We start from the raw sequence: 26,544 nt of genomic DNA on the forward strand, positions 1-26,544 counted from the left end.
TTAAAATGAGCGAAAGCTTTGCGGAACTCTTTGAAGAAAGCCTAAAAACCCTGAACCTTCAGGCAGGCTCCATCATCACCGGTGTTATCGTTGATATCGATTACCAGGCTCGCTGGGTAACCGTTCACGCTGGCCTGAAGTCTGAAGCACTCATCCCGCTTGAGCAGTTCTACAACGACGCTGGCGATCTGACTATCAATGTCGGTGACGAAGTTCACGTTGCTCTGGACTCGGTTGAAGACGGTTTCGGTGAAACCAAGCTGTCCCGTGAAAAAGCCAAGCGCGCTGAGTGCTGGATCGTTCTGGAAGCGGCCTTCGCAGCTGAGGAAGTGGTCAAGGGCGTTATCAACGGTAAGGTTAAAGGCGGCTTCACTGTCGACGTTAACGGCATCCGTGCGTTCCTGCCAGGTTCCCTGGTTGACGTCCGTCCAGTGCGCGACACCACGCACCTGGAAGGCAAAGAGCTGGAATTCAAGGTCATCAAGCTGGACCAGAAGCGCAACAACGTTGTCGTTTCCCGTCGCAGCGTCCTGGAAGCCGAGAACTCCGCCGAGCGTGAAGCTCTGCTGGAATCCCTGCAGGAAGGCCAGCAAGTCAAAGGTATCGTCAAAAACCTCACCGATTACGGCGCATTCGTCGATCTGGGTGGCGTGGACGGCCTGCTGCACATCACCGACATGGCCTGGAAGCGCATCAAGCATCCTTCCGAGATCGTCAACGTTGGTGATGAAATCGACGTCAAGGTTCTGAAATACGATCGCGAACGCAACCGTGTTTCCCTGGGCCTGAAGCAACTGGGCGAAGATCCATGGGTTGCTATCAAAGCCCGTTACCCAGAAAGCACTCGCGTTACCGCTCGTGTAACCAACCTGACCGACTACGGCTGCTTCGCTGAGCTGGAAGAAGGCGTTGAAGGTCTGGTACACGTTTCGGAAATGGACTGGACCAACAAGAACATCCACCCTTCGAAAGTCGTACAAGTCGGCGACGAAGTGGAAGTTATGGTTCTGGACATCGACGAAGAGCGTCGTCGTATCTCCCTGGGCATCAAGCAGTGCAAATCTAACCCATGGGAAGATTTCTCTGGCCAGTTCAACAAGGGCGATAAAATCTCCGGCACCATCAAGTCGATCACCGATTTCGGTATCTTCATTGGTCTGGACGGCGGCATCGACGGTCTGGTTCACCTGTCCGACATCTCCTGGAACGAAGTTGGCGAAGAAGCTGTTCGTCGTTTCAAGAAAGGCGACGAGCTGGACACCGTTATCCTGTCGGTTGACCCAGAGCGCGAGCGTATCTCCCTGGGTATCAAGCAACTGGAAAGCGATCCGTTCTCCGAGTACGTCTCGGTTAACGACAAAGGCGCAATCGTTACTGGTACCGTGAAAGAAGTTGACGCCAAAGGCGCCATCATCGTTCTGGCCGACGATATCGAAGCGACTCTGAAAGCCTCCGAAATCAGCCGTGACCGCGTTGAAGACGCGCGCAACGTTCTGAAAGAAGGCCAGGAAGTAGAAGCCAAGATCATCAGCGTTGATCGTAAGAGCCGTGTAATTCAGCTGTCGATCAAATCGAAAGACGATGCTGAAGAGAAAGAAGCTATCCAGAGCCTGAAAACTGCTCCGGAAGGTGAGGCTACTGACACCACCATGGCTGGCCTGCTGCGCCAAGCAATGGCGGCCAAACAGAACTAAGTTCTGCTTGATCGTAAAAAAGGGCGACTTCGGTCGCCCTTTTTTGTGCCTGCGATTTAGTGCTCACGGTTTGTGCGAGGGGTTTGGTGAAACCAATCTTGCTTCCGGGTGGTCTGTTTCTTTAATCGGATCAATCGCCTATTCACGACTAAGCTTGGTCTTAAGCGTGTAGTCGTCGGGCAGTTGCCTGGCATAAGGAAGTGGATGAACAAGTTTATTGTCCTCATGGCTGTACTGGTTCTGGCTGGCTGTACGACCAGTGCCAAGACCCATGCTGTGCGTGGTGTCAGTGGTATAGAGGTCGACTGCTCTGGGTTGGGTTCTGGCTGGGAGAAATGTCAGAAGCGTGCGGCAAAGGAGTGCAAGGGGGCGGGGTACAAGGTGATCACCCGATCGGATGATGCCAAGGATGAAGATGAGTTTCCTTTTGGCTTCAATCCGGCGGGCTACTTGACGCGAACCATGCTGGTGATATGTCGTTAAGCATGCCGTGCCCTGTTTGTTGCTGTGATGCCCTGAAAACGGGCGTTTCGACGCGGTGGAAGATATGTCAATCCCTGGGCTGTTCAAAATCTTCCGGGCGTGCTAAAACCTTTCAAGCGCTGATCTAGCTGCTTGAAAAAGAAGGGAAAAATATGACGAAGTCGGAGTTGATCGAACGAATTGTCACCCATCAAGGGCTGCTCTCATCCAAGGATGTGGAGCTGGCCATCAAGACCATGCTTGAGCAAATGTCCCAATGCCTTGCCACCGGTGATCGCATCGAGATCCGTGGGTTTGGCAGTTTCTCCCTGCACTACCGTGCGCCGCGCGTCGGTCGTAACCCGAAGACCGGCCAATCCGTCAGTCTTGACGGTAAATTCGTTCCGCATTTCAAGCCGGGCAAAGAGTTGCGTGATCGGGTGAATGAGGAAGAGGAGGAGGGGGTTTGACAGTCGCTATCTCTCAAGGGGTTCCTCATGCGTAACCTTAAGCGCATATTTCTTGGCGTTTTTATTCTTTTACTGATCCTGGTGGTTCTAGCGTTTGTGCTCGAAAACCAGCAATCGGTATCGTTATTGTTTCTAGGTTTGAGCGGGCCGCAGTTGCCAGTTTCACTGATCGTAGTCTTGGCGTTGCTGATTGGTATGTTGATGGGGCCAGTGCTTGGTTGGTTTTTGGGGCGCTCCTCCAGAGCGGCGCGCAAACGCCTTGTCTGAAAGCGGCAGGTGCAGGGCGTCTGTCGAAATTGCGCCTCTCCCTGTTTATATCCATTAGTAAAACGTTCGTTAAGCTGTAAAATGCAGCCCTTGTTCGACAATGCTTTATTGCGCGTCGATTCAGACTGACTTTGACGGAAGCCTCATGTTTGGTGGCTTCTGCATTCATGGATTAGACAGTGCTCGTTGATGGCGCTGTCCGCAGCTCAAGGGTATGGTTCCGCGTGAAAATTCTAGTAACCGGCGGCGCCGGGTTTATCGGCTCGGCAGTCATCCGTCACATCATCGCCAACACCACCGATTCTGTCGTTAACGTCGATAAACTGACTTACGCCGGCAATCTGGAGTCGCTGGCCGAGGTTAGTCAAGACGAGCGTTACGCATTCGAACGCGTTGATATCTGTGATCGCGAGCAGGTTGATCGTGTTCTGCGTGAGCACCAGCCGGATGCGATCATGCATCTTGCCGCTGAGTCCCATGTTGATCGTTCGATCTCGGGCCCGTCCGAGTTCATTCAGACCAATATCATCGGTACTTACACTTTGCTCGAGTCCGCACGCCACTATTGGTCGGCGCTGGACGATACCCGCAAGAGCAACTTCCGCTTCCACCATATCTCCACTGACGAAGTGTATGGTGATCTTGAAGGCCCGGAAGATCTGTTCACCGAGACTACGCCTTACCAGCCAAGCTCGCCATACTCGGCCAGCAAGGCCAGTTCCGATCACCTGGTTCGTGCCTGGGCTCGCACCTATGGTTTGCCAACACTGGTCACCAATTGCTCGAACAACTACGGCCCTTGCCACTTCCCCGAGAAACTGATCCCGCTCATCATTCTCAATGCGCTGGAAGGCAAGCCGCTGCCGGTTTACGGCAAAGGTAATCAGGTTCGCGACTGGCTTTATGTAGAAGACCATGCTCGTGCGCTGTACAAGGTCGTGACCGAGGGTGTTATCGGCGAGACCTACAACATTGGTGGTCATAACGAAAAGCAGAACATCGAAGTGGTCCATACACTTTGCGCCCTGCTTGACGAACTGCGTCCGGATTCTGCACATCGCCCGCATGCCAGTCTGATCACCTATGTCCAGGATCGCCCGGGCCATGATCAGCGTTACGCTATCGATGCCAGCAAGATCCAGCGTGAGCTGGGCTGGACGCCTGAAGAAACCTTCGAAACGGGTATTCGCAAGACCGTCGAGTGGTATCTGACCAACACCGAATGGGTAGAGCACGTGAAGAGCGGCAGCTACCAGCAGTGGATCGATCAGAACTACGCGGATCGATCGAACAAGGCATGAAGATCCTTCTTCTAGGAAAGGATGGTCAGGTGGGATGGGAGTTGCAACGCTCCCTCCGGCCGCTTGGCGAATTGATCGCACTGGGTCGGCATGGCGTTGACGGGTTGTCTGGTGACTTGACCGACTTGGCGGCCTTGCGCGAGACAATCCGCAAGGTCCAGCCTGACGTGATCGTCAATGCGGCAGCTTACAATGCCGTCGACACTGCCGAGTCCGAGCCAGATCAGGCTAATCTGGTGAATGCGCAAGCTATCCAGGTTCTCGCCGACGAAGCTCGTGAAGTGGGTGCCTGGTTGGTCCACTACTCGACTGATTACGTGTTTGACGGTCAGGGGCAAGTGCCCTGGCTGGAAGGCGACGAGCCGCAGCCGCTGAATCGCTACGGCGAAAGCAAGTTGGCAGGGGAGCGCGCCGTCCAGGCCTCCGGTTGCCGTTACTTGCTGTTTCGTACCAGTTGGGTTTACAGCGCTCGTGGCGGCAACTTCGCCAAGACCATGCTGCGTCTGGGTAAAGAGCGCGAAAAGCTCAATGTCATCGTTGATCAGGTAGGAGCGCCGACAGGTGCCGATCTGATTGCGGATATAACCGCACTGGCGCTGCAGCAAGCGCTCAAGCGCCCGGAGCTGTCCGGTTTGTATCATCTGGCGGCCGCTGGGGAAGTGTCATGGTACGGCTATGCTTGTCATGTGCTGGATTTTGCCAAGGCCAATGGCGAATCGCTTGCCGTACAGGCAATTGAACCCATTGAGGCAACGGCTTATCCAACTGCCGCACGTCGTCCGTTGAACTCGCGCTTGAATACACAAAAGCTGCGCGACAATTTTTCTCTACACTTGCCGGATTGGCAAAGTGGTGTAACTCGAATGCTTAGGGAAGTTCTGAACAAATGACCACCAATAATCGTAAAGGCATCATCCTCGCCGGCGGTTCGGGCACTCGCCTGCATCCGCTGACCCTCGGCGTGTCGAAGCAGATGCTGCCGATTTACGACAAACCGATGATTTTCTACCCGCTTTCGGTACTGATGCTTGCCGGCATGCGCGAGATCCTGATCATCTCCACTCCGGAAGATCTGCCGAACTTCCGCAAATTGCTGGGTGATGGCAGCCTTTACGGTATCGAGCTGACTTATGCCGAGCAGCCGAGCCCGGATGGACTTGCACAAGCGTTCATCATCGGTGAAGAGTTCATCGGCAAGGACCCTTGCTGTCTGATCCTGGGTGACAACATCTTCTACGGCCAGCACTTCTCGGACAATCTGCGCTCCGCCAACGAGCAGAAGAGTGGCGCCACTGTGTTTGGTTATCACGTTTCCGATCCGGAGCGTTTTGGCGTGGTCGAGTTCGACGCGACAGGCCGTGCCCTGAGCATCGAAGAAAAGCCGTTGAAGCCGAAATCCAACTACGCGGTGACCGGTCTGTATTTCTACGATAACGAGGTCGTGGAAATCGCCAAGAATATCAAGCCGTCGGAGCGAGGCGAGCTGGAAATCACTGATGTGAACAGCGCCTACCTCAATAAGAAGTCGCTGAATGTCGAAATGCTCGGCCGTGGCTTCGCGTGGCTGGATACCGGTACCCATGACTCCTTGTTGGAAGCCAGTCACTTCGTTCACACCATCGAGCAGCGTCAAGGCTTGAAAGTAGCGTGCCTCGAAGAAATTGCTTACCACAATGGCTGGATAACAGCAGAGCAGCTGGGTTCTCAGGCAAATGCCTTGAAGAAAACCGGTTACGGTCAGTACCTGCAAAAACTGCTGGACTCGCCTTCTCGCTGATTCGAAAGCCTCGCGCTTTCAATCGGTGGGTTCAATCGCTGCTAGCAGGAATGGCATGCCAGTAAAACATCCCAAGATTGCGGTTTTGCTGGCTGCCTACAATGGCATGCAGTGGATCGAGGAGCAGGTAGCCTCGATCCTCGGTCAGCAGTCCGTCGATGTCACTATTCATATCAGCGTTGATTTGTCCGATGACGGCACCGAGGCCTGGTGCAAAGCTCTCGGAGAGGTCGATAGTCGCGTGATTCTTTTGCCTCCTGCCGGGCGTTTTGGTGGTGCGGCGCGCAATTTTTTTCGTTTGATTCGAGATGTTGATCTGCAGGGCTACGATGCTGTGGCGTTTGCGGATCAAGATGATATCTGGCACCCCGACAAGCTGTTGCGCGCAACACAGACGCTCGCTTCGCGCAGGGTTGATGCCTACTCAAGCAATGTCACGGCTTTTTGGCCAGACGGACAAACGATCCTGCTCGACAAGAGTCAGCCGCAAGTGGCCTGGGACTTTTTGTTTGAGGCGGCGGGACCCGGTTGTACCTACGTCCTGAGTCCTCAGCTTGCCGCGGCACTGCGTCAACAGGTCATTCATGATTGGGAGCAATTGCAGCAGGTCAGTCTGCATGACTGGTACTGCTATGCCTTTGCCCGTAGTCATGGGTTCGAATGGTTCATCGATTCCCACTCAAGCATGCTCTATCGCCAGCATGAGAGTAACCAGGTGGGGGCCAATACCGGGCTTTCATCGTTGCTGCAGCGATATGTAACCATTCATGAGGGCTGGTGGTTCAGTCAGGTCGGGATTATCGCGTTGTTGATCGGGGTAGGTAACGCGCCATTTGTCAGGCGCTGGCTGAAGCTGCGGCGACGTGATCTGTTGTTGCTATCACTGCACGGCGGGCAATGTCGCCGTCGGTTCAGGGACAAGTTTCTGTTCTTCTTTGTTTGCTGCCTCACGGCGGCAGTGGGGAGGAAGTCCTGAGCCAGAGAGGTGCGTGTCATCGGGGTGGGGCTGCTCGAAGCCTAACCACGATGATAAAAACTCTCTATAATCGCGCGCTTCGTGAAGGGAACGAATGGAGCAGGTGCGGCAGAAACGCTGAGTTGGATTTTCAGCTTTCCCGGCCAGTGTTTAATTGCAGTGGAGCATACAGTGTCAAGCCCTTTGTCAGCGGATTCCGCGAGCTCCAGCCTGGACTCCGACATTGTCGAAGTATCGGAAAGACGTGAGACTGTCGCGATATTGATGTGCTCTTTCAACGGTGAACGGTTCCTCCGTGAGCAATTGGCCTCCATCGAGCATCAGGATCATGCTCAGTGGCGCCTGTTTGTTTCTGATGACGGTTCAATCGACTCGACACGCGATATTCTTGAGTCTTTTCAAGCGCGTCTCGGTGATCAGAAGGTCACGCTGTTTTCAGGTCCCGGAACGGGGTTTGCCAGTAACTTCATGTCAGTGACCTGCCGGGAAGAAATCAACGCTGACTTCTTTGCCTGGTCGGACCAAGACGATATATGGGCCGCCGACAAATTGAGCGCAGCCTTGACGTGGTTGCGTCAGGTGCCCGTCGATGTCCCGGCGCTGTACGCCACCCGGACGACCCTGGTCAATGAAGAGGGCGTGGCCGTGGGGCTGACGCCACTCTACTCTCGCACTTTCGGCTTTCCCAATGCTCTGGTTCAGAACATAGCCGCTGGCAATACGATGGTTTTCAATCGTGCCGCGCGTGAACTGTTGAGGTCCAAAGCGCATCTGAACATCGTCGCCCATGACTGGTGGGCTTATCTGCTGGTGACCGGCGCCGGTGGGCTGTTCCATTTCGATGAGGTTCCGCATCTTCTGTATCGCCAGCATGAAGCTAATTCGATTGGTGCCAGCACCGGTTTCAAGTCGACCATTGTTCGCATACAGAAGCTTTTCCAGGGGCGACTCAGTCGCTGGATCGATCAGAACATCAGTAATCTGGAAGCCGTGGAGTTTCTTCTCGCAGAACAGAATCGTGAAGTGTTACAGCGTTTCAAAACTGCCCGTTCCCGAAATCTGCCCACTCGTCTGTTCGGTATATGGCGCTCCGGCGTCTATCGGCAGACGTTCATGGGGAATTTGGGGTTGCTGGTCGCTGTGATTTTCAAAGGGGTTTGATCAAGAATGTATCAATGGAGTTTATTTATGAATGTTTTTGAGGTTGCTGGCTGATGCAGATATTTTCAGCTTCGCCCGGCGTCATGTTTACCAGTGTCTGGCGCAATCGCGCGCTTATCGCTGCACTGATCAAGCGAGAGGTTATCGGTCGCTACAGGGGCTCTTTCATGGGGATTCTGTGGTCGTTCTTCAATCCTATTGTGATGCTCTCGATCTATACGTTCGTTTTCAGCTTCATCTTCAATTCCCGGTGGGCAGGCGCAGGTGATTCGAAGTCGGAATTCGCGTTGATTCTGTTCGCCGGATTGATGGTGTTCAACCTGTTTTCCGAGTGCGTCACCCGCGCACCGAACTTGATTATTTCCAATGGCAACTATGTCAAGAAAGTAGTCTTTCCGCTGGAAATACTGCCATGCGTGATCGTCGGCGCGTCCTTGTTTCATGCTTTGGTGAGTTTGATTGTCTGGACGGTCGCGTACGGCATCGTGTTCGGCATGCCGCCTGTGACCATGCTTTATCTGCCCGTGGTGATCGCACCATTGATATTGATCATTCTGGGCTTGTCCTGGGGGTTGGCTTCGCTGGGTGTATACATGCGTGACGTTGCGCACTTCATCGGCCTGGTGACCAGCGGCCTGATGTTTCTAGCGCCTATTTTCTATCCCGCCACTGCGGTGCCGGAGGAGTACAGAAGCTTGTTGCAATTGAACCCGCTGACCGCTGCGGTAGAGAACGTCAGAAGCGTTCTGTTTTTCGGGCAGCAACCGGATTGGCAAGTCCTTGGCATCTATTCCGCCATCGGAATAACTGTCGCTTGCCTTGGCTTTGCCTTTTTCCAGAAAACCAGAAAGGGGTTTGCCGATGTCCTCTGATATTGCAATCAAGCTGCAGGATGTTAGCAAGTGTTATCACATCTATGACAAGCCGAGGGATCGACTGGCGCAGATGTTTGCGGGTCAGCGCAAACAGTACTACCACGAGTTCTGGGCGCTACGGAACGTCACGTTCGATATCAAGCGAGGCGAAACTGTCGGTATCGTCGGCCGCAACGGCAGTGGCAAGTCGACGTTGCTTCAAGTGATCTGCGGCACACTGAATCAAAGCGCCGGTCAGGTGCAGACAGTGGGTCGCATTGGTGCCTTGCTTGAGTTGGGGTCCGGTTTCAATCCGGAATTCACGGGGCATGAAAACGTTTACATGAATGCTGCGATCCTCGGCTTGAGTCGGGCCGAAGTTGATGAGCGTTATGACGACATCACGGCTTTCGCTGATATAGGCGAATTCATACATCAGCCCGTGAAAACCTATTCCAGTGGCATGATCGTTCGTCTGGCGTTTGCGGTTCAGGCGATGGTAGATCCGGATATCCTGATCGTCGACGAAGCGTTGGCGGTCGGTGATGAGCGTTTTCAGCGCAAGTGTTTTGCTCGCCTGGATGAGTTGAAGGCCAAGGGCACCTCGATCCTGTTCGTGTCTCACTCGGGACCGCAAGTCGTTGAGCTTTGTGATCGCGCGATTCTGATGGAACGTGGTGAGCGCATCTGCACAGGGTCACCGATGGAGGTGGTGCGCGCGTATCAGAAATTGATCTATGCGCCGGCGGATGAGCAGCCGAGGTTGATTGAAGAGTTCAGGCAGATAGGTAGCCAAAAACTCGCTATCGAAGCCAGCGACGTCGAAAGGGTCGAGGTTGATGAGCAGGAGGCGCCGGAGGATCAGTATTTCGATCCTGGAATGGTTCCCGAGTCCACAACCGTCTATCCGGAGCAGGGCGCTCGTATCGACAGCTTCGAGATCTTCGATAAGCAGGGTCGCCGATGCAATGTTCTGAAGGCGGGCGGTGACTACGATATCGTCATGACGGGGGAACTGAAGGAATCCGTCTCAAGGGTTTTCTTCGCCACGCATATACGAACCGTATCGGGTGTGGTGATTACCGGCCAACGCTTCCCGGACGAGGGCAAGTACTTCGAATGCGATGGCACGGACCGGACTTTTAAAGTCACCTACAGTTTCAAGATGGTCATGCTGCCGGGCGTATACTTCGTTGGTGGAGGAGTCTGGTCGGAGGGTGAGCCTGCCCTGTGTCACAGAATTCTGGATGCGCTCATGTTCCGACTGGTATCGGATCAGGGCACAAGATCTTTTGGTTATATGGACGCTTCTAATAATGAGCCAGCACTTGAATTACTCTGACAGCATTCCTGCGGATCAACTCAGGGATATCCACACGTTTCACAAGATCACCGATGGCATGATCAGTCTGGAAGAGGGGCTGGTTCTTTATAAATTGGCCAGTCTGGTCCAGTCTGGTTGCATCGTGGAAGTCGGCTCCTACCGCGGTCGTTCTACCGTTTTCCTCGGTCGTGGCTCTCTTGCCGGCCATAAGGCCCCCGTTTATGCCGTCGATCCGCACAAGCCCTTCATCGGGGTGCTCGGTGGCGTTTTCGGCCCAAAGGATCGTACCGAATTTTACAAAACCATGTTGATCACTGAATGCAGTGAGATTGTCTCGTTGATCAATATGAGCAGTGAGATGATCGTTCCCAAGTGGAACGAGCCCGTGGGCCTGCTGTGGATCGATGGTGATCACAGTTATGAAGGTGTGAAACGCGATTTCGAGTGTTGGTTGCCGCATGTGGCTGAGGGCGCATGCATTGCTTTTGACGATGCCTCTGACCCGGTTCTGGGGCCACGCATTCTGATCAATGAGCTGCTCGCGACGCAGGCGTACGAAGAGTGCATCAGCGTTGGCAAAGTTTCCGTGCTCAAGAAAAAACAATAAGCCTGAGAGGACGGTAATGACGAGCAATGACGACCAGCGTTTGTTGGATTTTCTTACCTGGAATAGCTGTGTTTCACAGGAGCGGAAATTATTCTACGTAGCAACGCCTAAGGTGGCTTGTACATCTCTGAAATGGTGGTTTGCTGAGATGGAAGGCGTTGCCGAGGCGATTCGACAACTCAAAACCAGTTCCGAAACCGATCCTGAGCTTGTCATTCATGACTCGTTGCAAGTCGCTGCACCACAATTGTGCCTTCGTTCACCGGAGCAACTCGAGGAAATCAAGGCTGACGGTTTCTTCAGTTTTGCCCTGGTAAGAAATCCGTACAAGCGGCTTTTTTCGGCTTGGCAGTCAAAGATCTTGCTGCGCGAACCGTATCAGATCGAACCTTATCTGGGACAAGCGTTTGTAGAATGCCCGGTTGAAACCATGCTTGATGTCGCTGCCGCGTTCGAGTGTTTTCTGGAATACCTGAACACCTATGAAATCGATGATTTCAAGGATTGGCACTGGGCGCCGCAATATGACCTGCTCAAGCCTCAGCTGTTTCCCTACACCGTTGTATCGAAGATTGAGGACACGAGCGCGTTGAACGACGCGTTGCGTGCTCATCTGGGTGATGCTTACGTCAATCCGTTCACCACGTCGAAAGCCAACGAGAGCCTGATTCCTTATCTGCCGGAATTTATCAGCCCAAGAGCTAAAGCGCTGATTGACCGGCTGTATGCGAAAGACTTTGAAGTTTACGGCTACTCAACCGAACTACCGCCGGCCAAAGAGAAGTTTTCGCAGGAACATCTGACGTTGGCGTTGAAGGGAATCGAGCTTCTGCGTGGCCGACATGCTCGGATTGGCGAAATGCGGCAGCAATGTCGTGCCGAGTTTTCGGCATTGTTGAAGGACAAGGAGTGGCTGGCGGAGCAGCGTGAAAACTGGATGGCCGTTTGCAAGGAAAAGGAAACGGAGCTGGTTAACCTGCAAGGCTTCTGCGCTGGTGAGGTTGAAAAGTTCGAGATGGCGCGTGCGGAACTCGAGCAATTGAAGTTGGAGCTTGCACAATCCAACGCCGCGCTCGCGCAAGCGAACTCCGAAATTGGCCAGTCCAATGCAGAGCTGGCCAAGAGGAATGCTGAAGGGGCACGGCTGGAGGCGGAGCTGGCCGAGGCCGCATCCCAGGCCAATCAATTGAAATCCGAGTTGGCGGCGACGGCGGCAGATGTTGAGCGATTGAACTCAGAATTGGTGCAAGTGACTGCCGATTGGGTACAAGTGAAGTCTGAGTTAGTCCAGGCAAATTCCTTTTTGGTACAAGTGAAGTCTGAGCTGGTCCAGGCAAACTCCGTTTTGGCGCAATCGAAATCTGATCTGGCGCAATCGAACTCCGAACTGGCTCAATCGAATTCCGAGCTGGCGCGACTGAAAGCAGACCTGGCACGATCAAATACCGAGCTGGCTCAGTCTGGCAATGATCTGACACGGTCCAACTCTGAACTGGCCATGTCAAACGCCGAACTCGCGCGCTCAAACACCGATCTGGCGCAATCCAATGCTCAACTGGAATGGTCGAGAGCCGAGCTAGAGAAACTGAAACTGAATGTTGGATCATTGATTTCCGAGCGTGAGGCATTTGCCCTTAAACACAAGCGATATCTCGCGGCTTATCGCTTTGTCGAAGCAGGATTGGTTAGCCGGTTGCGTAAAGCCGGGCGGCTCGTAAAAGGGCGCAAAGGAGAATAAAAAGTGGCAAAGGTTTCGGTTGTACTGACTTCTTATAATCACGAGAAGTTTATCGGGCAGGCTATCGATTCTGTTCTCAATCAGACGTTTACTGATTGGGAGCTGATCATTGTGGATGACGTTTCGCCGGATGGGTCCTGGGGCGTGATCGAAAGTTACAATGACCCGCGAATCATCAAGATTCAGAATGACAGGACGCGTCGTTATATTTACAACATCAATCGGGCCATCGAGTCGCAAAGTACCGGTGAGTACATTGCCATCCACCATTCGGATGATGCCTGGGAACTGGATAAACTGGAGAAGCAAGCGGCTGTGCTGGACGCTAATCCTGGCGTAGGTGCAGTGTTTTCACATGTTCAGTGTATTGATGAGAACAACCGGCCACTCGCCGTCGAGTGGTTCAACCAGCCGAACAAACCGCGGACCGCCTGGTTGCGTTCCTTGTTTTTCAACGAGAACCAGTTGTGCCACCCAAGCGCATTGGTTCGACGCAGTGCGTACGAAAAAGCTGGGTTGTACAGAAGCGCAAATGCGCAGACGGACGATGCGGAAATGTGGACGCGCCTGTTGAAAATTGCAGATATCCATGTCGTTCAGGAACGACTGACCCTGCATCGCATTTTCTCGGATCAGTCCAATGAGAGCGGTGCGCGTCCCGACAGGCGTGCCCGGATGTGGCTGGAATGGTACTTGCAGAAAAAGCACTACGCAGGCATGCCTCTGGCCGACATTTTGGAGGCGTTTCCGGAGAGTGAGCGGTGGGTCACTCCAAAAGGGGCAAATAGCGGGTACTTGTTGGCCATGTTCGCTATTCAGATCGGCGGGTGCCCGGGTACGCGGTTGTTTGGTGTCGAGCATCTGTATCAGTTGATGAACGATGCCGAGCAGCGAGCAGAGATCGAGTCGATTCATGGCTTCACGTATCTCGATTTCATTGCCCTTACTGGCCAGGAAGATTTTTTCAATCCGGCGGCAGTCGAGCCGGTAGCGCCGAAGCCTATCGTCACCAGCCCGTTGCGGCGTTTTGCCGGTAAGGTAGTGCGCAAGCTTCGCGCGTTGTAATCGGAAGAACAGGCTTACTCTCCGGTCGGACCTTCATTTTTGCGTTGCCGGATTTACGCGGACGGAAGGTCCGTCGGAGAGCGGTTTCTGTTGTGTGTAATGTTATTTTTGATATGGGGCAGTGAGTGAGGGTCGATCTGAAAATTTTGAGGGGGGGGCTCTTTTTTGCGTTTATTGCGATCGGGGTGCTGGCCTTCGCTCGCTGGACGGGAGTTGGCAATATGGCAGTGCCTGCCCCGGTTGTTCTTCCGCAAGGGTTAGATATGGCAGTAACGGCTGCAGCGCTCACGCTGGAAGTGAAGGGCTGCGACATCGACAAATTGGGCGATGAGTTCTTCCTGCATCAATACCCCACCGATGCTTCGAATGCGGGAGCTGAGGGTTTCATAAATCAGCAGTTCAATCTGAAGGCTTTAAAACCAGTCGAAATCAAAACTCAGGAAGGCCTCGTTTCTTGCCAATACCGGGTGGAGTTTTCGCCTGTTGCAATCAGTCGGGTTGCGCTAGGACAGTTCAGAATGCCCGAGGGGCGTTGCTGTGACATTCTGTGGAATAAAGAAGTGAACCTGGATGAATAACCCTTTACCCGTCGGTTCAGTTCCCACCGCCCACCGTTCCTTCGGTCTCGATGTCTGTCGAACCCTCGCCTGTCTGCTTGTTGTGTTTGGGCATATGCTGGCGCATTCGAAACCTCATCCCATCCTGGCTGGCTTTGCGTTTCTTGCAACGTTCGGCGTAGATCTGTTCTTTTGCCTGAGTGGTTTCCTGATTGGCAGGATTCTGCTTAAAGAGGCGACGCATTGGCGGGAGGAGAAAATCGGCGGACTGACCGGGTTCTGGTATCGCCGATGGATGAGAACATTACCGCTTTATTTCTTTTTCTTTTTCGTTTCGCTGAAATTTGACTGGGCCGGTGCGACCACCTTTGTCGAGCAATTCCATTACTTGATATTCGCCCAGAACTTTGCCTGGAACATGACAGACTTCTATCGCCTGTCGTGGAGTCTGGCGGTTGAAGAATGGTTTTATTACACCTTTCCGCTGGTCATGATGTTGATGATTGGCCTGGGTGCCGGTGTCAGACGCGCGGCAATGATCGTCATCGTGATCTTCATGGTCGTACCTTTCCTCGCGCGTATCGGATTGCCTATTCAGCCGGTGCGCTACGATGATGCTCGGTATGTTGTCCTCTATCGGCTGGACGCTATCGGTTTTGGTGTTTTGATTGCCTACATCTACACGTGGCACAAACAGATTTTCGATCGCCTTGCCAGGTTTTGGTATGTTCCTTTTGCATTCGCTGTGGCACTGATCGTACTGACTCGCCAAGGGTTGCCGTGGACTGCGGGCAGCAAGCTTGAACAGTCTTTGTTCTTCACATGTTCGGCGATATTTTTCGCAGCATTGATCCCGGCATTTTTCAGTTTGGGCGCATCACGTTCGAAGGTGCTTAACCGATTTGTGAGATACACAAGCCTGATTTCCTATTCGATCTATCTCGGCCATATTTTCGCTTTTATATTAGTGATCAATGTGCTGAACCGTTATGGGTTGCAGACCATTGTCTATGACAATCCATGGTTGGCTTATCCCGTTTTCATTGCGTGCGTTTACGCGCTCGCGCACCTGACGTATACCTGCGTGGAGAAGCCATTTCTACGGCTTCGTGACGTGAATATTTTGTCGATGCTGAAGTTTTTGAAAGGCCTTCAACGTTTCGGAACAGGGAAGTAATCAATCGTTATGTCGAACTCCATGCAGCATGATTTTGCCCCTGATTCCGGTTTTGGAAAAATGACGAAAAGATACCAAGCGGACATTTCGGAAACTGGCGCTCTCGCGCAGGACTACGTTCTCGTCATCAGCAGTTCCAGTGATGCTTCCACGGATTTTTCCGATCTGTATCGGTCGCTGTGCGGCCAGACATTCCAGGCCTGGAAGTGGCTGATCTGCTTCGACAAAAGTGAGGAGCAGGTCCTCAATGTGGCTTTTGTAGAAACCCTGGCGGGTGACGAGCGTGTGCGGATGGTCAGTCGGGCAGAGCTGACTTTTGGCCATGACATTTGGGTGCGACCGGAGTACCTCGTACTGGCAGATGCGGCGACGACGTTCGATCCGACCTTCATTGAAAAGGGAATCTGGTGTCTTGAATCCAACCCTGAGTTTGCCTTTTGCAACTCGTTCGGTGTGATGACGGCAGACGGGGGAGTGACGAACCGGCAGAACTTGATCGAGGGTAAGTATTACCTGGATAACCCTCACGCCAAGGTCAGAGGTATTGTGGCTCGCAAGTCGGCCATTTTGCAGGTCAGTTCGCACGTAATCATCTCGCCCGACGGTCGGGATCCGACTCCGCTTCTGGTGAGTCTGGCGGACGCCGGCCATTGGGGTTTTACCATTGCAGAGTGTTTGCAGACCTGTGGCAACGTGCCAGAGGCGCAGAGGGTTGCGACGACGCCTGCGATACCGCTCAAGCCTGTCCCCGCTCCTCAGCGCCGTTATCCGTCGGCCTATGAATCATTGCCCGAAGGTGTTGGTTTCGAAAACCCGTTGAAGCGCAATGCGAATGGCAGACGGGTCATGTTTTTGCTGCCGTGGATGGTCGAAGGCGGAGCCGATCGAGTCAATATCGACCTGATCCAAGGCCTTGTGGCCGGTGGGGCCGATGTCACCGTATGTGCCACGCTTGATGCGGATCATCGCTGGCAGGACAGGTTTGCGGAGCTGACTGCGGATATTTTCGTCCTGCCGAATTTTCTGTCGTTATCGGATTTTCCGCGCTTCCTATTGTATCTCATTGCCTCCAGGCAGATGGATACCGTGCTGATTGCCGGAAGCACCCTGGGTTATCAACTTCTTCCCTATTTGCGCACGATTGCATCGAAGACGACATTCCTGGACTTGTGTCATACAGAAGAAATGCATTGGCTCAACGGCGGGCATCCACGATTCGGAGTCGGCTATCAAGACGCCCTGGACATGAATGTGGTGAGTACACGTCATTTGTCCGAATGGATGGCCCAGCGCAATGCCGATGCTGGAAAAATCCGGGTCATGTACACGGGAATCAAGTCGCACCCGGTTTCGCTCTCGCAAGCTCAGCGCGCTGAGACTCAGCGCAGTTTCGGCCTCGACGAACACGCGTTGACTATCATTTTTGCCGGGCGCATGTGCAATCAGAAGCGCCCGCTGAAATTGGCGGAAATTCTCCACGCCCTGAAGCAGGCCGGTGTCCGTTTCAATGCATTAATTATCGGCGAGGGCGAGTTGCGTCCGGAATTCGAGGGGTTGATAAGGCAGTACGATCTGGACGCAGAGGTTCACGTTGTAGGCGCAAAACCGCATGCCGAGTGGCTATCGTTGCTGGCGATTTCCGATGTGTTGCTGATGCCTTCGGAATATGAGGGAATTTCGGTAGCGCTGTTGGAGTCAATGGCGGCAGGGGTCGTGCCGGTGGTCGCAGATGTTGGCGGGCAGGATGAATTGGTGGGTGACGAAACCGGTTATCTGATTCCCCATGGTGCAGATGAAGTCAGCCAGTATGTCGAGGTATTGCGACGGCTCTCGTTGGATGCCTCGATGCGTGAGCGCAAGGCACAAGCTTGTCGGCAGTTGATCGAGGCTCACTACACTGCAGCCGCCACCCAACGTCAGTGGTTACAAATACTGGATGAGGCGCAAGTCAATCGAGCGCACGCGCCACAACCGTTTTTGCCGGCGGGGCTGGCGAGAGAGTTGGCAACGACGGCCTTGGAAAATCGTCGCGTGACCTCGTATCTGGATTACCTTTATTCCACTCATTGCCTGACAAATGACGCTCAAACCGAGGTGCCAGTCAGTGGCAGCATTTCGCGTTTGTTGATTGCGCGAATCCGCCAATATCGAGTGGCGAAGTACCTGCTCGATAAACCCCTGATACAAAATATACTGCGGAAGTTGAAAGTGTTGGTTTCTTGACGCTTTTGCACGCATGTGTTACTTTTTTTGTCATTTTTGTTGGCTGATTAACGTCAATTTTATTGCCATGACTTCGATGTCAGTCGAGAGTTTTTATGAAAATTACAGTGTTTGGCGGCGGCGGTTTTATTGGATCAACCATTGTTGATCGGTTGTTGCAGGATGGGCATTCCATTCGCGTTTTTGAACGACCGCGCGTGGTTGAATATCGTAAGTTTTTATCACATGAATGTGTCGAATGGATGACAGGTGACTTGTCGTCAACCAGCGATATAAACAAGGCAGTAGAGGGTGCAGATGTGGTTTTTCATCTGGTCTCTACAACTTTGCCGAAAAGCTCGAACGAAGACCCGGTTTATGATGTGCAAAGCAATGTTGTCGCAAGTTTGCAATTGCTGAACGCGATGGTTGCGCACAATGTTGGAAGAATCGTGTTCATTTCTTCCGGCGGCACGGTTTATGGTGCGCCGAAATACCTGCCTATCGATGAAAAACATCCGACAGATCCTGAAGTTTCCTATGGCATTACCAAACTGACCATCGAGAAATATCTTCAGATGTACAACCACCTCTATGGCATCAAACCTGTCGTTCTTCGGGTTGCCAATCCGTACGGTGAGCGCCAGCGTGTGGAAACTGCACAAGGGGCGGTGGGTGTATTCATTCATAACGTACTCAAAGGCTTGCCAATCGAAGTCTGGGGTGACGGCAGTGTCGAACGCGACTTCCTCCACGTCAGTGATGTCGCAGAAGCCTTTGCCAAGGCCGTTACCTACTCGGGTAGCGCCAGCGTTTTCAATATCAGTTCGGGTGTCGGCACCAGTCTTAACAGCCTCATGTCGATGATTGAGGACGTCAGTGGCGAACCCGTCGCCAGAAACTACAAGCCGGGGCGGTCTTTCGACGTGCCTGTCAGCGTGCTGAGTAACGATCTGGCTCGGGATGAGTTGGGGTGGACGCCTAAAGTCTCCATGAAGGAAGGGATTTTCAGAACCTTCGAATGGGCAAAGCAGCAAGACGCGCAAAAGTGAGGGTTAACCCGTGAGCGGTCATCAGTCGTTTGCAATTGCTGGTGGCGGTCTGGAGTGAAAGTACTGCTCACGGTTCACCAGTTTTTCCCGGAATTTTCTGCTGGTACGGAAGTCCTGACGCTGTCTGTCGCCAGGACCTTGATCGCTCAGGGGCACGAGGTTCGCGTATTCACCGGGTATCCGGCGACCACGGCGCTCGGCGATGACGAGCGATTCGACCGATACCATTACGATGGGATCCCGGTCGATCGCTTCCTCCACGCCTACGAGGCCATGGGGGACCAGACCTCCAAAATCGAAATCGGCTATGACAACCATCTCGCTGCGAACTATTTCGAGCACCTGCTGAGTGAGTTTCAGCCTGACGTTGTGCACTTTTTCCATCTCAATCGCCTCGGCACTGGCCTGATCGAAAAGGCCGTGGCGGCAGGCGTTCCAGCGTTCTATACGCCAACCGACTTCTGGAGCATTTGTCCTACCGGACAGTTACTCAGATGTGGTGGACGTGCCTGTGAGGGACCCAGTCCCGACGCGGGTAATTGTGTCGTACACTTTTCGGCCAATCTCGCGGGTCCGAAGATCGGAAAACTGATTACGGCGCTTCCGGACAAAGTTGCTGATGCGCTGGTAAGGGTCGCCCGATCGCCATTCCTGCCCGAGGCTTCGTTGGTTACAGAAGTGCACGCACTTGAAAATCGTCTGGGGCGCAATGTTCGACGACTCAATCTTCTGAACGGCATATTTGCGCCCAACAATATGATTGAGGCTCTGCTACTGAAGCACGGCGTGCGTTCGGATATCGTCGTCAAATCTGCTTATGGTATTGATCTGGATCACGCTGTCTTGCCTCGCGCCAGACGAGGCGAAGAACGCCCCTTGGTTCTGGGTTTCATCGGCACACTTGCGTCACATAAAGGATGTCATGTGCTGTTGCGGGCCATTCAGCGGTTTTCTGCCCAAGAGTTGCGTTTGAATATATACGGAAAGCATACGGACTTTCCCGAATACGTTGCCGAGTTGAAACAATTGGCTGACGGTCATGAATCGGTGTCTTTCTGCGGTACTTTTCCCAATGGGGAAATATTCAATGTGCTGGGTGGTCTGGATGCCTTGGTTGTACCTTCAGTCTGGAACGAGAATACCCCCCTTGTCGTTTACTCTGCTCAGGCAGCGGGTTGTCCGGTCGTCGGCTCCGATGTGCCTGGCATCGCAGAAGCAGTCACCAGCGATGTCGATGGTTTGTTATTTGAGCCAGGCAGTGTTGAGGCGTTGAGCCTTGCCTTGAAGCGCTTGCTAGAGGAAAGGGGGCTGTTGGCCGGTCTTGCAGCGAACTCGCGACCACCCAAATCCATTTCAGCTTATGTTGAAGAATTACTGCAGGAGTGGGGGCGACCCCTGTAGGGAAATTCTCTACTTTCCTCGCTTCAGTGGGTTTTCCTTGGCGTAAACATTCACCGGGTCTATCCTTCTCGCTTGATTTTGGGCCTGGGCTTCATCCGGATTGAGTGAAATAGTCTCCGGGATGGGAAGCCTGAATTTAATTAAATGTATAGAGCAATGGTGTAGTTACGATGGCTGAAAATCTTGTGGCTCATCAAATGGTCGTCGACCGGGGCCAGCGCAGTTCGATCAAGAAACAACGACCTGCGGTCTTGTGGTTTACGGGTCTGAGCGGCGCAGGCAAATCAACCATTGCAAACGCGTTGGAACAAGCATTACTTGAGCAGGATCGTCATACGTATTTGTTGGATGGCGACAACATGCGTCTTGGGTTGTGCCGTGATCTTGGGTTCAGTGACGTTGACCGAACGGAAAACATTCGTCGAATCGCTGAAGTCGCCAAACTCTTTGTCGACGCTGGGCTGATCGTAGTGACCGCATTCATCTCTCCGTTCCAGCGTGACCGTGCATTGGCGCGTGATGTGATCGGGGACGCTTACTTTGTCGAAGTGTTCATCAGCACGCCGCTGCTGGAGTGTGAGAACCGTGATCCAAAAGGCCTCTACAAGAAGGCCCGTTCGGGTGATCTGAAGAACTTTACCGGCATCGATTCACTGTATGAGCCGCCGGTCAATCCTGATATCTGCATCAATACACTGGAAGATGATGTACCCAGTGCCGTCGCCAGGATAATGCAATATCTGGTCGGACGGATCGAGCCTTGAAAACCCTGATTATCATTGGTGCCGGTTTCAGTGGTGCGGTAACGGCCATTCAGTTCTTGCGGACCTGTGGGGTCGGTACTCATGTAGTGCTGCTCAATCGATCCGGCGACATGGCGCGCGGATTAGCCTATGGCACCAATAGCTCCCGGCATTTGCTGAACGTCCCGGTCGGGAACATGTCCGCACTGGCTGATGAGCCAGAGCATTTTTTGCGATTCTGTGAAAGCCGTTTTCCTGGCACTACGGCAGCGTCTTTTGTACCGCGAAAACTTTATGGCGAGTATCTGTCGGGTTTGCTCGCCGACGCTGAGAATAATTGCGGCGCCGGCATCAGCTTCGAGCGGATCACCGCTGAAGCCCACAGTCTTGAAGCGAGAGGCGACAAGGCGTTGATACAGTTGGCCGATGGCCGCGAACTGACAGCCGATCATGTGATTCTCGCGTTCGGTAATTTTGCCCCCTTCAATCCTTCCATCACTGTCGGCGCCCAGAGAGAGGGTCGCTATCTGGCTGACCCATGGTCCGGCGCGATTGAGGTGCCAATTGCTGCGGATGCACCGATTCTGTTGATGGGTGCTGGTCTGACCGCACTGGATGTGGCGCTGACCCTTGATCAGCAAGGTCATCGCGGACCGGTCTACATGCTTTCCCGGCGTGGTGTACAGCCGTTGCCGCATCGAGCCTCCAGACATACGAAACCAATCGGCTTCGATGTCGTAGAACGTATGCGTTCCTGCAAGCCTGGCGCGTTGAGCTACTTGCGCGAAGTGCGTTCGATGGCTGAAGCGGCGGCGGGTGATGATATCGACTGGCGCGATATCGTCGGTGCGCTGCGGCCGATTACCGCTCAGTTATGGGGAGCTTTGAGCGAGAAGGAGCGGCAGCGTTTTCTGCGCCATTTGCAGGTGTATTGGGATGCTCATCGGCACCGGGTCGCACCGGCGTCCTACGCAGCATTCAGCGAGCAGATCGAGCAAGGCAGACTTCGCCCGATGGCGGGCAGAATCTGCGACATCGCTCCGATGCACGACGGTCTACGTGTACACGTTGCGATGCGGGGGGCAGAGTCTGTCAAAGCCATAGACGTTTCCCACATCATTAATTGCACGGGGCCGAACTCGAATTTGGCCAGGGTCGAAGATCGCCTGATCGTGCAGTTGTGTGAGGCGGGTCTCATACAGCCCGACACGCTTGAGCTCGGGGTCTGCGTGGATGAATCACTGGCAGCCCGCAATAGTCACGGTGTCGGCACGCCTTGGCTGAGCTATGTCGGGCCGATGCTGAAGGCTCAATTCTGGGAGGCCACGGCTGTTCCGGAGTTGAGAGTCTATGCCCGGGATCTGGCCAAACGGATTACTGCAAAATTCAGCGAGTAGCCCGCAGGGTCATTCGCTTGGCTCAGATCCTCCCATGTATCGGACACTGACCAAAAGCCTATGACCCAATGACGATATTGCTCAATCAAGTTTGATGTCACGAACGACTTTGCCTGTTTCGGGATTTTGGCTGATGAATAACCGTGGTTTCGTGCCTGGTGCATATTTTATGTCTGCAGGTCGGCTTCAATGAGTATCAAAGGCCTGCTGGTTACGGGCGCATCCGGATTCGTGGGTTCAGCGTTGCTGCAGCACCTGGCGCGTTCGAAGAGCCATTCATTGATAGCGGCATTACGGATCGAATGCCCTGATCTTCCCGGTGCTGTCCGTCGCTTCAAGATCACGGAACTGTCCGCGACAACTGATTGGAGTCCGGTGCTAGGCGACGTTGATGCCGTAGTCCACGCTGCAGCTCGCGTGCATGTCATGGATGAGACCGCGACTGATCCGCTCACCGAGTTTCGGCGCGTGAATGTCGACGCGACTTTGAATCTGGCGCGACAGGCTGCGGCGGCAGGGGTCAAACGGTTCATTTTCATCAGTTCAATCAAGGTCAATGGCGAGGGTACCGAGCCAGGTTGCGCCTACACCGCAGACGATATTCCGGCCCCCGCGGACCCCTATGGCATTTCAAAGCTTGAGGCTGAACTGGGTCTCAAACAGCTGGTGGCTACCACCGCAATGGAGTTGGTGATCATTCGCCCGGTGCTGGTGTACGGGCCGGGGGTCAAGGCCAATTTCCTCAGCATGATCCGCTGGCTGCAGCGCGGAGTGCCGTTGCCGTTCGGAGCGATCGATAATCGGCGCAGCCTGGTCAGCCTGGATAACCTGGTTGATTTGATAGAAACATGTCTCGAGCATCCTTGCGCTGCGCACCAGACTTTTCTCGTCAGTGATGGCGAGGATGTCTCGACCACCCGGCTTTTGCGTATGATCGCCGCAGCCCTGAACAAACCCGTCTGGCTGCTGCCAATACCTGTGGAATTTATGAAAGTGATGGCAGGACTGATGGGTAAAGGGGCAGTGGCGCAAAGGGTATTCGGTTCGCTACAGGTGGATATCGAAAAGAACAAGCGTCTACTGGGATGGGGGCCGCCAGTATCTCTGGGGCAGGGCCTGAGCAAAACGATAAAGCCATTTCTGGAATCGCGAAAATCATGACGTGTTGGTGGCTTATTCCGGTGGTTGCCGGACTTTCATTCATGCTCACTGCATTACTGCGGCGCTACGCGATATCGCGCAGCTTGATAGACATTCCCAATCAGCGCAGTTCGCACGTCGTGGCGACACCGCGCGGAGGCGGCGTCGCGATCGTGGTGACGTTCCTCGTGGCGATAACGGTCCTGTTTTTCTCTGGCATCGTTGCACCCGCGGTGTTCATTTCACTGGCTGGGGCAGGGAGCATCACCGCCGTTGTCGGTTTTCTCGATGATCACGGTCATGTGGCCGCGCGCTGGCGTCTTCTGGCGCATTTTCTGGCCGCCGGGTGGGCTGTCTACTGGATAGGCGGCTTGCCAGCATTGACGGTCTTCGGCGTCGATCTGCAGGCGGGCTGGATTGGGCAAATATTCGTGGTGGTCTATCTGGTCTGGATGCTCAATCTCTACAACTTCATGGACGGTATAGACGGAATTGCCGGAGTCGAAGCTGTCACGACCTGCGTGGGGGGCGTACTTCTGTATTGGGTGGCTGGCGTGCCAGAATTGTCTTGGCCCGCCCTCATGCTCGGTATCTGCGCAGCGGGATTTCTGTGTTGGAATTTCCCCCCTGCCAAAATATTCATGGGCGACGCTGGCAGTGGATTTCTGGGCGTGATCCTGGGGGGCATGGCATTGCACGCGGGCTGGGCTGATTCAGCGTTGTTATGGGCCTGGCTCATATTGCTTGGCGTGTTCATTGTCGATTCAACTTTCACACTGATGCGGCGACTATTGCGAGGGGACAAGGTGTATGAAGCACATCGTAGCCACGCCTATCAATTTGCATCACGTCGTTTCGGCAAGCATTTGCCAGTCACTTGTGCTGTCGCCGTTATCAATATGCTTTGGCTGTTGCCTATGGCGTTCTGCGTAGTTTATTTCCGTATTGACGGTGCCCTCGCGCTGATGGTGGCTTACGTTCCACTGATATGGCTGGCGGTCAAATATCAGGCGGGGCAACTGGAAAGGTAAATCGTCAAACTAGTAAACAACGATAGGGCTTTTTGGGTTTACAGTATTTGTTGTACCTGGAGGCGTTGCAGCTTATGCCTCCAGTTGAGCGGAGTGTACTCAGGTGTTGGGCGAGGTTATGGATAAAGTCAGGACTTATCTGTTGGGGTTACCCCGACGGCGCAAACGGATTCTTCAGGTAGCCACCGATACGTTCCTGGTATGGCTTGCGCTTTGGCTCGCGTTTATTGTCCGTTTGGGCATCGACGACATGTATAATCCGCTCAAAGCCCACTTTTGGCTTTTTGTCAGCGCTCCGGTCATTGCCATTCCGCTATTCATCCGCTTTGGCATGTACCGCGCGGTCATGCGCTACTTCGGCAATGACGCGCTGATTGCGATCGTCAAGGCCGTAAGTCTGTCTGCGTTGATCCTAGCGTTGGTGGTGTACTGGTACAGCAATCACCAGGCCGTTGTGCCTCGCTCGATCATTTTCAACTACTGGTGGTTGAGCCTGGTGATCATTGGCGGATTGCGTCTGTGTATGCGGCAGTACTTCATGGGTGACTGGTTCAATGCGGCGCAGCACATGCCATTCACCAACCGCGACGATGGATTGACCAAGGTGGCGGTCTACGGCGCCGGTGTGGCCGGCAACCAATTGGTCGCGGCCCTGCGTATGGGGCGTGTATTGCGTCCGGTGGCCTTCATAGACGATGACCCCGGCATCTCGGATCGTTCAATCTCCGGGCTTCAGGTGTACAAGCCCAAACACATCCAGCAAATGATAGATGTCACGGGGGCACAGGAAATTCTCTTGGCATTGCCGTCCTCTACACGAGCGCGGCGCAGGGAGATTCTCAATCTGCTCGAAGGCTTTCCGCTGCATGTTCGCAGTGTTCCGAATTTTTCGGATTTGGCGAGTGGTCGAGTCAAGGTCGAAGACATCCAGGAAGTGGATATAGCGGATTTGCTCGGTCGTGATGCGGTTCCTGCTCAACCGGATTTGCTCAAGCACTGCATCGAAGGCAAGACGGTCATGGTCACCGGGGCCGGTGGTTCAATCGGCTCGGAACTGTGTCGGCAGATCTTCTCCTTGGGGCCCACTACGCTTTTGCTGTTCGAGCACAGCGAATTCAATCTCTACAGCATTCTGTCGGAACTGGAGCAGCGCGTTTGCCGAGAATCAATTCCGGTTCGTTTACTGCCAATCCTCGGATCCATTCGCCAGCAGGACAAACTGCTTGATGTGATGAAAACCTGGAAGGTGGACACGGTTTACCATGCGGCCGCCTACAAGCATGTGCCGATGGTCGAGCACAACATCGCCGAAGGCGTGTTGAACAACGTCATCGGTACGCTGAATACGGCTCAGGCTGCATTGCAGTCGGGAGTTGCCAACTTTGTTCTGATTTCCACCGACAAAGCGGTACGGCCGACTAATGTCATGGGCAGCACCAAGCGTCTCGCCGAAATGACGCTTCAGGCGCTCAGTCGTGAAGTGGCTCCGGTGTTGTTCTGCGATAACGCCAATGTTTCCCGAGTCAATAAAACCCGCTTTACGATGGTGCGTTTCGGGAATGTCCTGGGCTCGTCGGGATCCGTTATTCCGCTGTTTCATAGCCAGATCAAGTCGGGCGGGCCATTGACGGTCACTCACCCGAAAATCACCCGCTATTTCATGACCATCCCTGAAGCCGCGCAACTGGTGATCCAGGCGGGATCCATGGGGCAGGGCGGCGATGTGTTTGTTCTGGATATGGGAGAACCTGTGAAAATCGTGGAGCTGGCAGAGAAAATGATTCATCTGTCAGGTTTGAGCATACGTTCCGATCGTAATCCGCAAGGTGATATCTGTATCGAATTCACTGGATTACGCCCCGGGGAGAAGCTCTACGAAGAGCTGCTGATCGGTGACAACGTGGTGGCGACGCCTCATCCGATGATCATGTCGGCCAATGAAGATCATCTGCCGTGGGACGTATTGAAAGCCAGACTTGGCGAACTTCTGGCAGCTGTTGATAAAGATGACTATTCCCGTGTTCGTCAGCTCCTGCGTGAAACGGTCAGTGGCTACACCCCGGACGGCGAGATCGTCGATTGGATCTATCAGCAACGCCGTCTCGAACCCTGATTGTTTCACATCCTGTAACGCACGCATTTTTGACA

General features: G+C 53.8%; 24 protein-coding genes. All 24 read left to right on the top strand.

Annotation, left to right across the window (positions count from 1 at the left end):
* Positions 1-5: 5 nt before the first annotated feature.
* Positions 6-1,694 (top strand): 30S ribosomal protein S1, encoded by a 1,689-nt coding sequence (rpsA, locus tag ACM6JQ_RS24170; RefSeq protein ID WP_095112915.1) that lies wholly within the window; start codon positions 6-8, stop codon positions 1,692-1,694.
* Positions 1,695-1,898: 204 nt separating this feature from the next.
* Entirely contained in the window at positions 1,899-2,177 is a 279-nt protein-coding gene (locus ACM6JQ_RS24175; protein ID WP_095112916.1) for a hypothetical protein, read from the top strand.
* 152 nt (positions 2,178-2,329) lie between these two features.
* Positions 2,330-2,626, top strand: a complete 297-nt coding sequence (gene ihfB / locus ACM6JQ_RS24180) for an integration host factor subunit beta (RefSeq protein WP_003189779.1) — start codon at positions 2,330-2,332, stop codon at positions 2,624-2,626.
* Between the two features lie 27 nt (positions 2,627-2,653).
* Positions 2,654-2,893: a LapA family protein gene (locus tag ACM6JQ_RS24185; protein ID WP_007908448.1), complete on the top strand. Its 240-nt coding sequence runs from the start codon at positions 2,654-2,656 to the stop codon at positions 2,891-2,893.
* 224 nt (positions 2,894-3,117) lie between these two features.
* Complete coding sequence (gene rfbB, locus ACM6JQ_RS24190; RefSeq protein ID WP_176472320.1) at positions 3,118-4,194, top strand: dTDP-glucose 4,6-dehydratase; 1,077 nt, start codon at positions 3,118-3,120, stop codon at positions 4,192-4,194.
* On the top strand, positions 4,191-5,084 hold the full coding sequence (gene rfbD, locus ACM6JQ_RS24195; RefSeq protein WP_007908452.1) for a dTDP-4-dehydrorhamnose reductase: 894 nt from the start codon (positions 4,191-4,193) through the stop codon (positions 5,082-5,084). Before rfbB ends, rfbD begins: the two co-directional genes overlap by 4 nt.
* Positions 5,081-5,971, top strand: coding sequence for a glucose-1-phosphate thymidylyltransferase RfbA (gene rfbA / locus ACM6JQ_RS24200; protein WP_007908453.1), 891 nt, complete (start codon positions 5,081-5,083; stop codon positions 5,969-5,971). Before rfbD ends, rfbA begins: the two co-directional genes overlap by 4 nt.
* A gap of 55 nt (positions 5,972-6,026) precedes the next feature.
* Positions 6,027-6,947, top strand: coding sequence for a glycosyltransferase (locus tag ACM6JQ_RS24205; protein ID WP_095112917.1), 921 nt, complete (start codon positions 6,027-6,029; stop codon positions 6,945-6,947).
* Between the two features lie 171 nt (positions 6,948-7,118).
* The gene (locus tag ACM6JQ_RS24210; protein WP_095112918.1) at positions 7,119-8,108 is read left to right on the top strand and encodes a glycosyltransferase family 2 protein; all 990 of its coding nucleotides are present in this window, start codon (positions 7,119-7,121) and stop codon (positions 8,106-8,108) included.
* A 53-nt stretch (positions 8,109-8,161) separates the two neighbouring features.
* Positions 8,162-8,980: an ABC transporter permease gene (locus tag ACM6JQ_RS24215; RefSeq protein ID WP_095112920.1), complete on the top strand. Its 819-nt coding sequence runs from the start codon at positions 8,162-8,164 to the stop codon at positions 8,978-8,980.
* Positions 8,970-10,304, top strand: a complete 1,335-nt coding sequence (locus tag ACM6JQ_RS24220) for an ABC transporter ATP-binding protein (RefSeq protein WP_095112922.1) — start codon at positions 8,970-8,972, stop codon at positions 10,302-10,304. Before ACM6JQ_RS24215 ends, ACM6JQ_RS24220 begins: the two co-directional genes overlap by 11 nt.
* On the top strand, positions 10,279-10,893 hold the full coding sequence (locus ACM6JQ_RS24225; RefSeq protein WP_176472321.1) for a class I SAM-dependent methyltransferase: 615 nt from the start codon (positions 10,279-10,281) through the stop codon (positions 10,891-10,893). Before ACM6JQ_RS24220 ends, ACM6JQ_RS24225 begins: the two co-directional genes overlap by 26 nt.
* A 16-nt stretch (positions 10,894-10,909) precedes the next feature.
* A complete protein-coding gene (locus ACM6JQ_RS24230; RefSeq protein ID WP_095112925.1) occupies positions 10,910-12,631 on the top strand; it encodes a sulfotransferase family 2 domain-containing protein in 1,722 nt (573 codons plus the stop codon).
* Positions 12,632-12,634: 3 nt separating this feature from the next.
* Positions 12,635-13,696 (top strand): glycosyltransferase, encoded by a 1,062-nt coding sequence (locus ACM6JQ_RS24235; RefSeq protein ID WP_095112926.1) that lies wholly within the window; start codon positions 12,635-12,637, stop codon positions 13,694-13,696.
* A gap of 125 nt (positions 13,697-13,821) precedes the next feature.
* On the top strand, positions 13,822-14,274 hold the full coding sequence (locus ACM6JQ_RS24240; RefSeq protein ID WP_256588370.1) for a hypothetical protein: 453 nt from the start codon (positions 13,822-13,824) through the stop codon (positions 14,272-14,274).
* Positions 14,267-15,430 (top strand): acyltransferase family protein, encoded by a 1,164-nt coding sequence (locus tag ACM6JQ_RS24245; RefSeq protein ID WP_414894782.1) that lies wholly within the window; start codon positions 14,267-14,269, stop codon positions 15,428-15,430. Before ACM6JQ_RS24240 ends, ACM6JQ_RS24245 begins: the two co-directional genes overlap by 8 nt.
* 9 nt (positions 15,431-15,439) lie before the next feature.
* A complete protein-coding gene (locus ACM6JQ_RS24250) occupies positions 15,440-17,653 on the top strand; it encodes a glycosyltransferase (RefSeq protein WP_414894783.1) in 2,214 nt (737 codons plus the stop codon).
* A 95-nt stretch (positions 17,654-17,748) separates the two neighbouring features.
* Complete coding sequence (locus ACM6JQ_RS24255) at positions 17,749-18,684, top strand: NAD-dependent epimerase/dehydratase family protein (protein WP_095112929.1); 936 nt, start codon at positions 17,749-17,751, stop codon at positions 18,682-18,684.
* A 54-nt stretch (positions 18,685-18,738) separates the two neighbouring features.
* Positions 18,739-20,085, top strand: a complete 1,347-nt coding sequence (locus tag ACM6JQ_RS24260; protein ID WP_095112930.1) for a glycosyltransferase — start codon at positions 18,739-18,741, stop codon at positions 20,083-20,085.
* 170 nt (positions 20,086-20,255) lie between these two features.
* On the top strand, positions 20,256-20,849 hold the full coding sequence (gene cysC / locus ACM6JQ_RS24265; RefSeq protein WP_095112931.1) for an adenylyl-sulfate kinase: 594 nt from the start codon (positions 20,256-20,258) through the stop codon (positions 20,847-20,849).
* Positions 20,846-22,225, top strand: coding sequence for an FAD/NAD(P)-binding protein (locus ACM6JQ_RS24270; RefSeq protein ID WP_414894784.1), 1,380 nt, complete (start codon positions 20,846-20,848; stop codon positions 22,223-22,225). Before cysC ends, ACM6JQ_RS24270 begins: the two co-directional genes overlap by 4 nt.
* A 189-nt stretch (positions 22,226-22,414) precedes the next feature.
* Complete coding sequence (locus ACM6JQ_RS24275; RefSeq protein ID WP_414894785.1) at positions 22,415-23,386, top strand: UDP-glucose 4-epimerase family protein; 972 nt, start codon at positions 22,415-22,417, stop codon at positions 23,384-23,386.
* A complete protein-coding gene (locus ACM6JQ_RS24280) occupies positions 23,383-24,396 on the top strand; it encodes an MraY family glycosyltransferase (protein ID WP_414894829.1) in 1,014 nt (337 codons plus the stop codon). The genes ACM6JQ_RS24275 and ACM6JQ_RS24280 overlap by 4 nt, the downstream gene beginning before the upstream one ends.
* A 118-nt stretch (positions 24,397-24,514) precedes the next feature.
* Complete coding sequence (locus tag ACM6JQ_RS24285; protein WP_095112935.1) at positions 24,515-26,509, top strand: polysaccharide biosynthesis protein; 1,995 nt, start codon at positions 24,515-24,517, stop codon at positions 26,507-26,509.
* Positions 26,510-26,544: the final 35 nt, after the last annotated feature.

Source organism: Pseudomonas sp. IT-232MI5 (assembly GCF_949767845.1).
Classification (GTDB): domain Bacteria; phylum Pseudomonadota; class Gammaproteobacteria; order Pseudomonadales; family Pseudomonadaceae; genus Aquipseudomonas.

Bases quoted from the DNA above. Each gene is read 5' to 3' on its own strand.
- rpsA (WP_095112915.1), top strand. From the start codon at position 6: ATGAGCGAAAGCTTTGCGGAACTCTTTGAAGAAAGCCTAAAAACCCTG.
- ACM6JQ_RS24175 (WP_095112916.1), top strand. From the start codon at position 1,899: ATGAACAAGTTTATTGTCCTCATGGCTGTACTGGTTCTGGCTGGCTGT.
- ihfB (WP_003189779.1), top strand. From the start codon at position 2,330: ATGACGAAGTCGGAGTTGATCGAACGAATTGTCACCCATCAAGGGCTG.
- ACM6JQ_RS24185 (WP_007908448.1), top strand. From the start codon at position 2,654: ATGCGTAACCTTAAGCGCATATTTCTTGGCGTTTTTATTCTTTTACTG.
- rfbD (WP_007908452.1), top strand. From the start codon at position 4,191: ATGAAGATCCTTCTTCTAGGAAAGGATGGTCAGGTGGGATGGGAGTTG.
- rfbA (WP_007908453.1), top strand. From the start codon at position 5,081: ATGACCACCAATAATCGTAAAGGCATCATCCTCGCCGGCGGTTCGGGC.
- ACM6JQ_RS24205 (WP_095112917.1), top strand. From the start codon at position 6,027: ATGCCAGTAAAACATCCCAAGATTGCGGTTTTGCTGGCTGCCTACAAT.
- ACM6JQ_RS24215 (WP_095112920.1), top strand. From the start codon at position 8,162: ATGCAGATATTTTCAGCTTCGCCCGGCGTCATGTTTACCAGTGTCTGG.
- ACM6JQ_RS24220 (WP_095112922.1), top strand. From the start codon at position 8,970: ATGTCCTCTGATATTGCAATCAAGCTGCAGGATGTTAGCAAGTGTTAT.
- ACM6JQ_RS24225 (WP_176472321.1), top strand. From the start codon at position 10,279: ATGAGCCAGCACTTGAATTACTCTGACAGCATTCCTGCGGATCAACTC.
- ACM6JQ_RS24230 (WP_095112925.1), top strand. From the start codon at position 10,910: ATGACGAGCAATGACGACCAGCGTTTGTTGGATTTTCTTACCTGGAAT.
- ACM6JQ_RS24245 (WP_414894782.1), top strand. From the start codon at position 14,267: ATGAATAACCCTTTACCCGTCGGTTCAGTTCCCACCGCCCACCGTTCC.
- ACM6JQ_RS24250 (WP_414894783.1), top strand. From the start codon at position 15,440: ATGTCGAACTCCATGCAGCATGATTTTGCCCCTGATTCCGGTTTTGGA.
- ACM6JQ_RS24255 (WP_095112929.1), top strand. From the start codon at position 17,749: ATGAAAATTACAGTGTTTGGCGGCGGCGGTTTTATTGGATCAACCATT.
- cysC (WP_095112931.1), top strand. From the start codon at position 20,256: ATGGCTGAAAATCTTGTGGCTCATCAAATGGTCGTCGACCGGGGCCAG.
- ACM6JQ_RS24275 (WP_414894785.1), top strand. From the start codon at position 22,415: ATGAGTATCAAAGGCCTGCTGGTTACGGGCGCATCCGGATTCGTGGGT.
- ACM6JQ_RS24280 (WP_414894829.1), top strand. From the start codon at position 23,383: ATGACGTGTTGGTGGCTTATTCCGGTGGTTGCCGGACTTTCATTCATG.
- ACM6JQ_RS24285 (WP_095112935.1), top strand. From the start codon at position 24,515: ATGGATAAAGTCAGGACTTATCTGTTGGGGTTACCCCGACGGCGCAAA.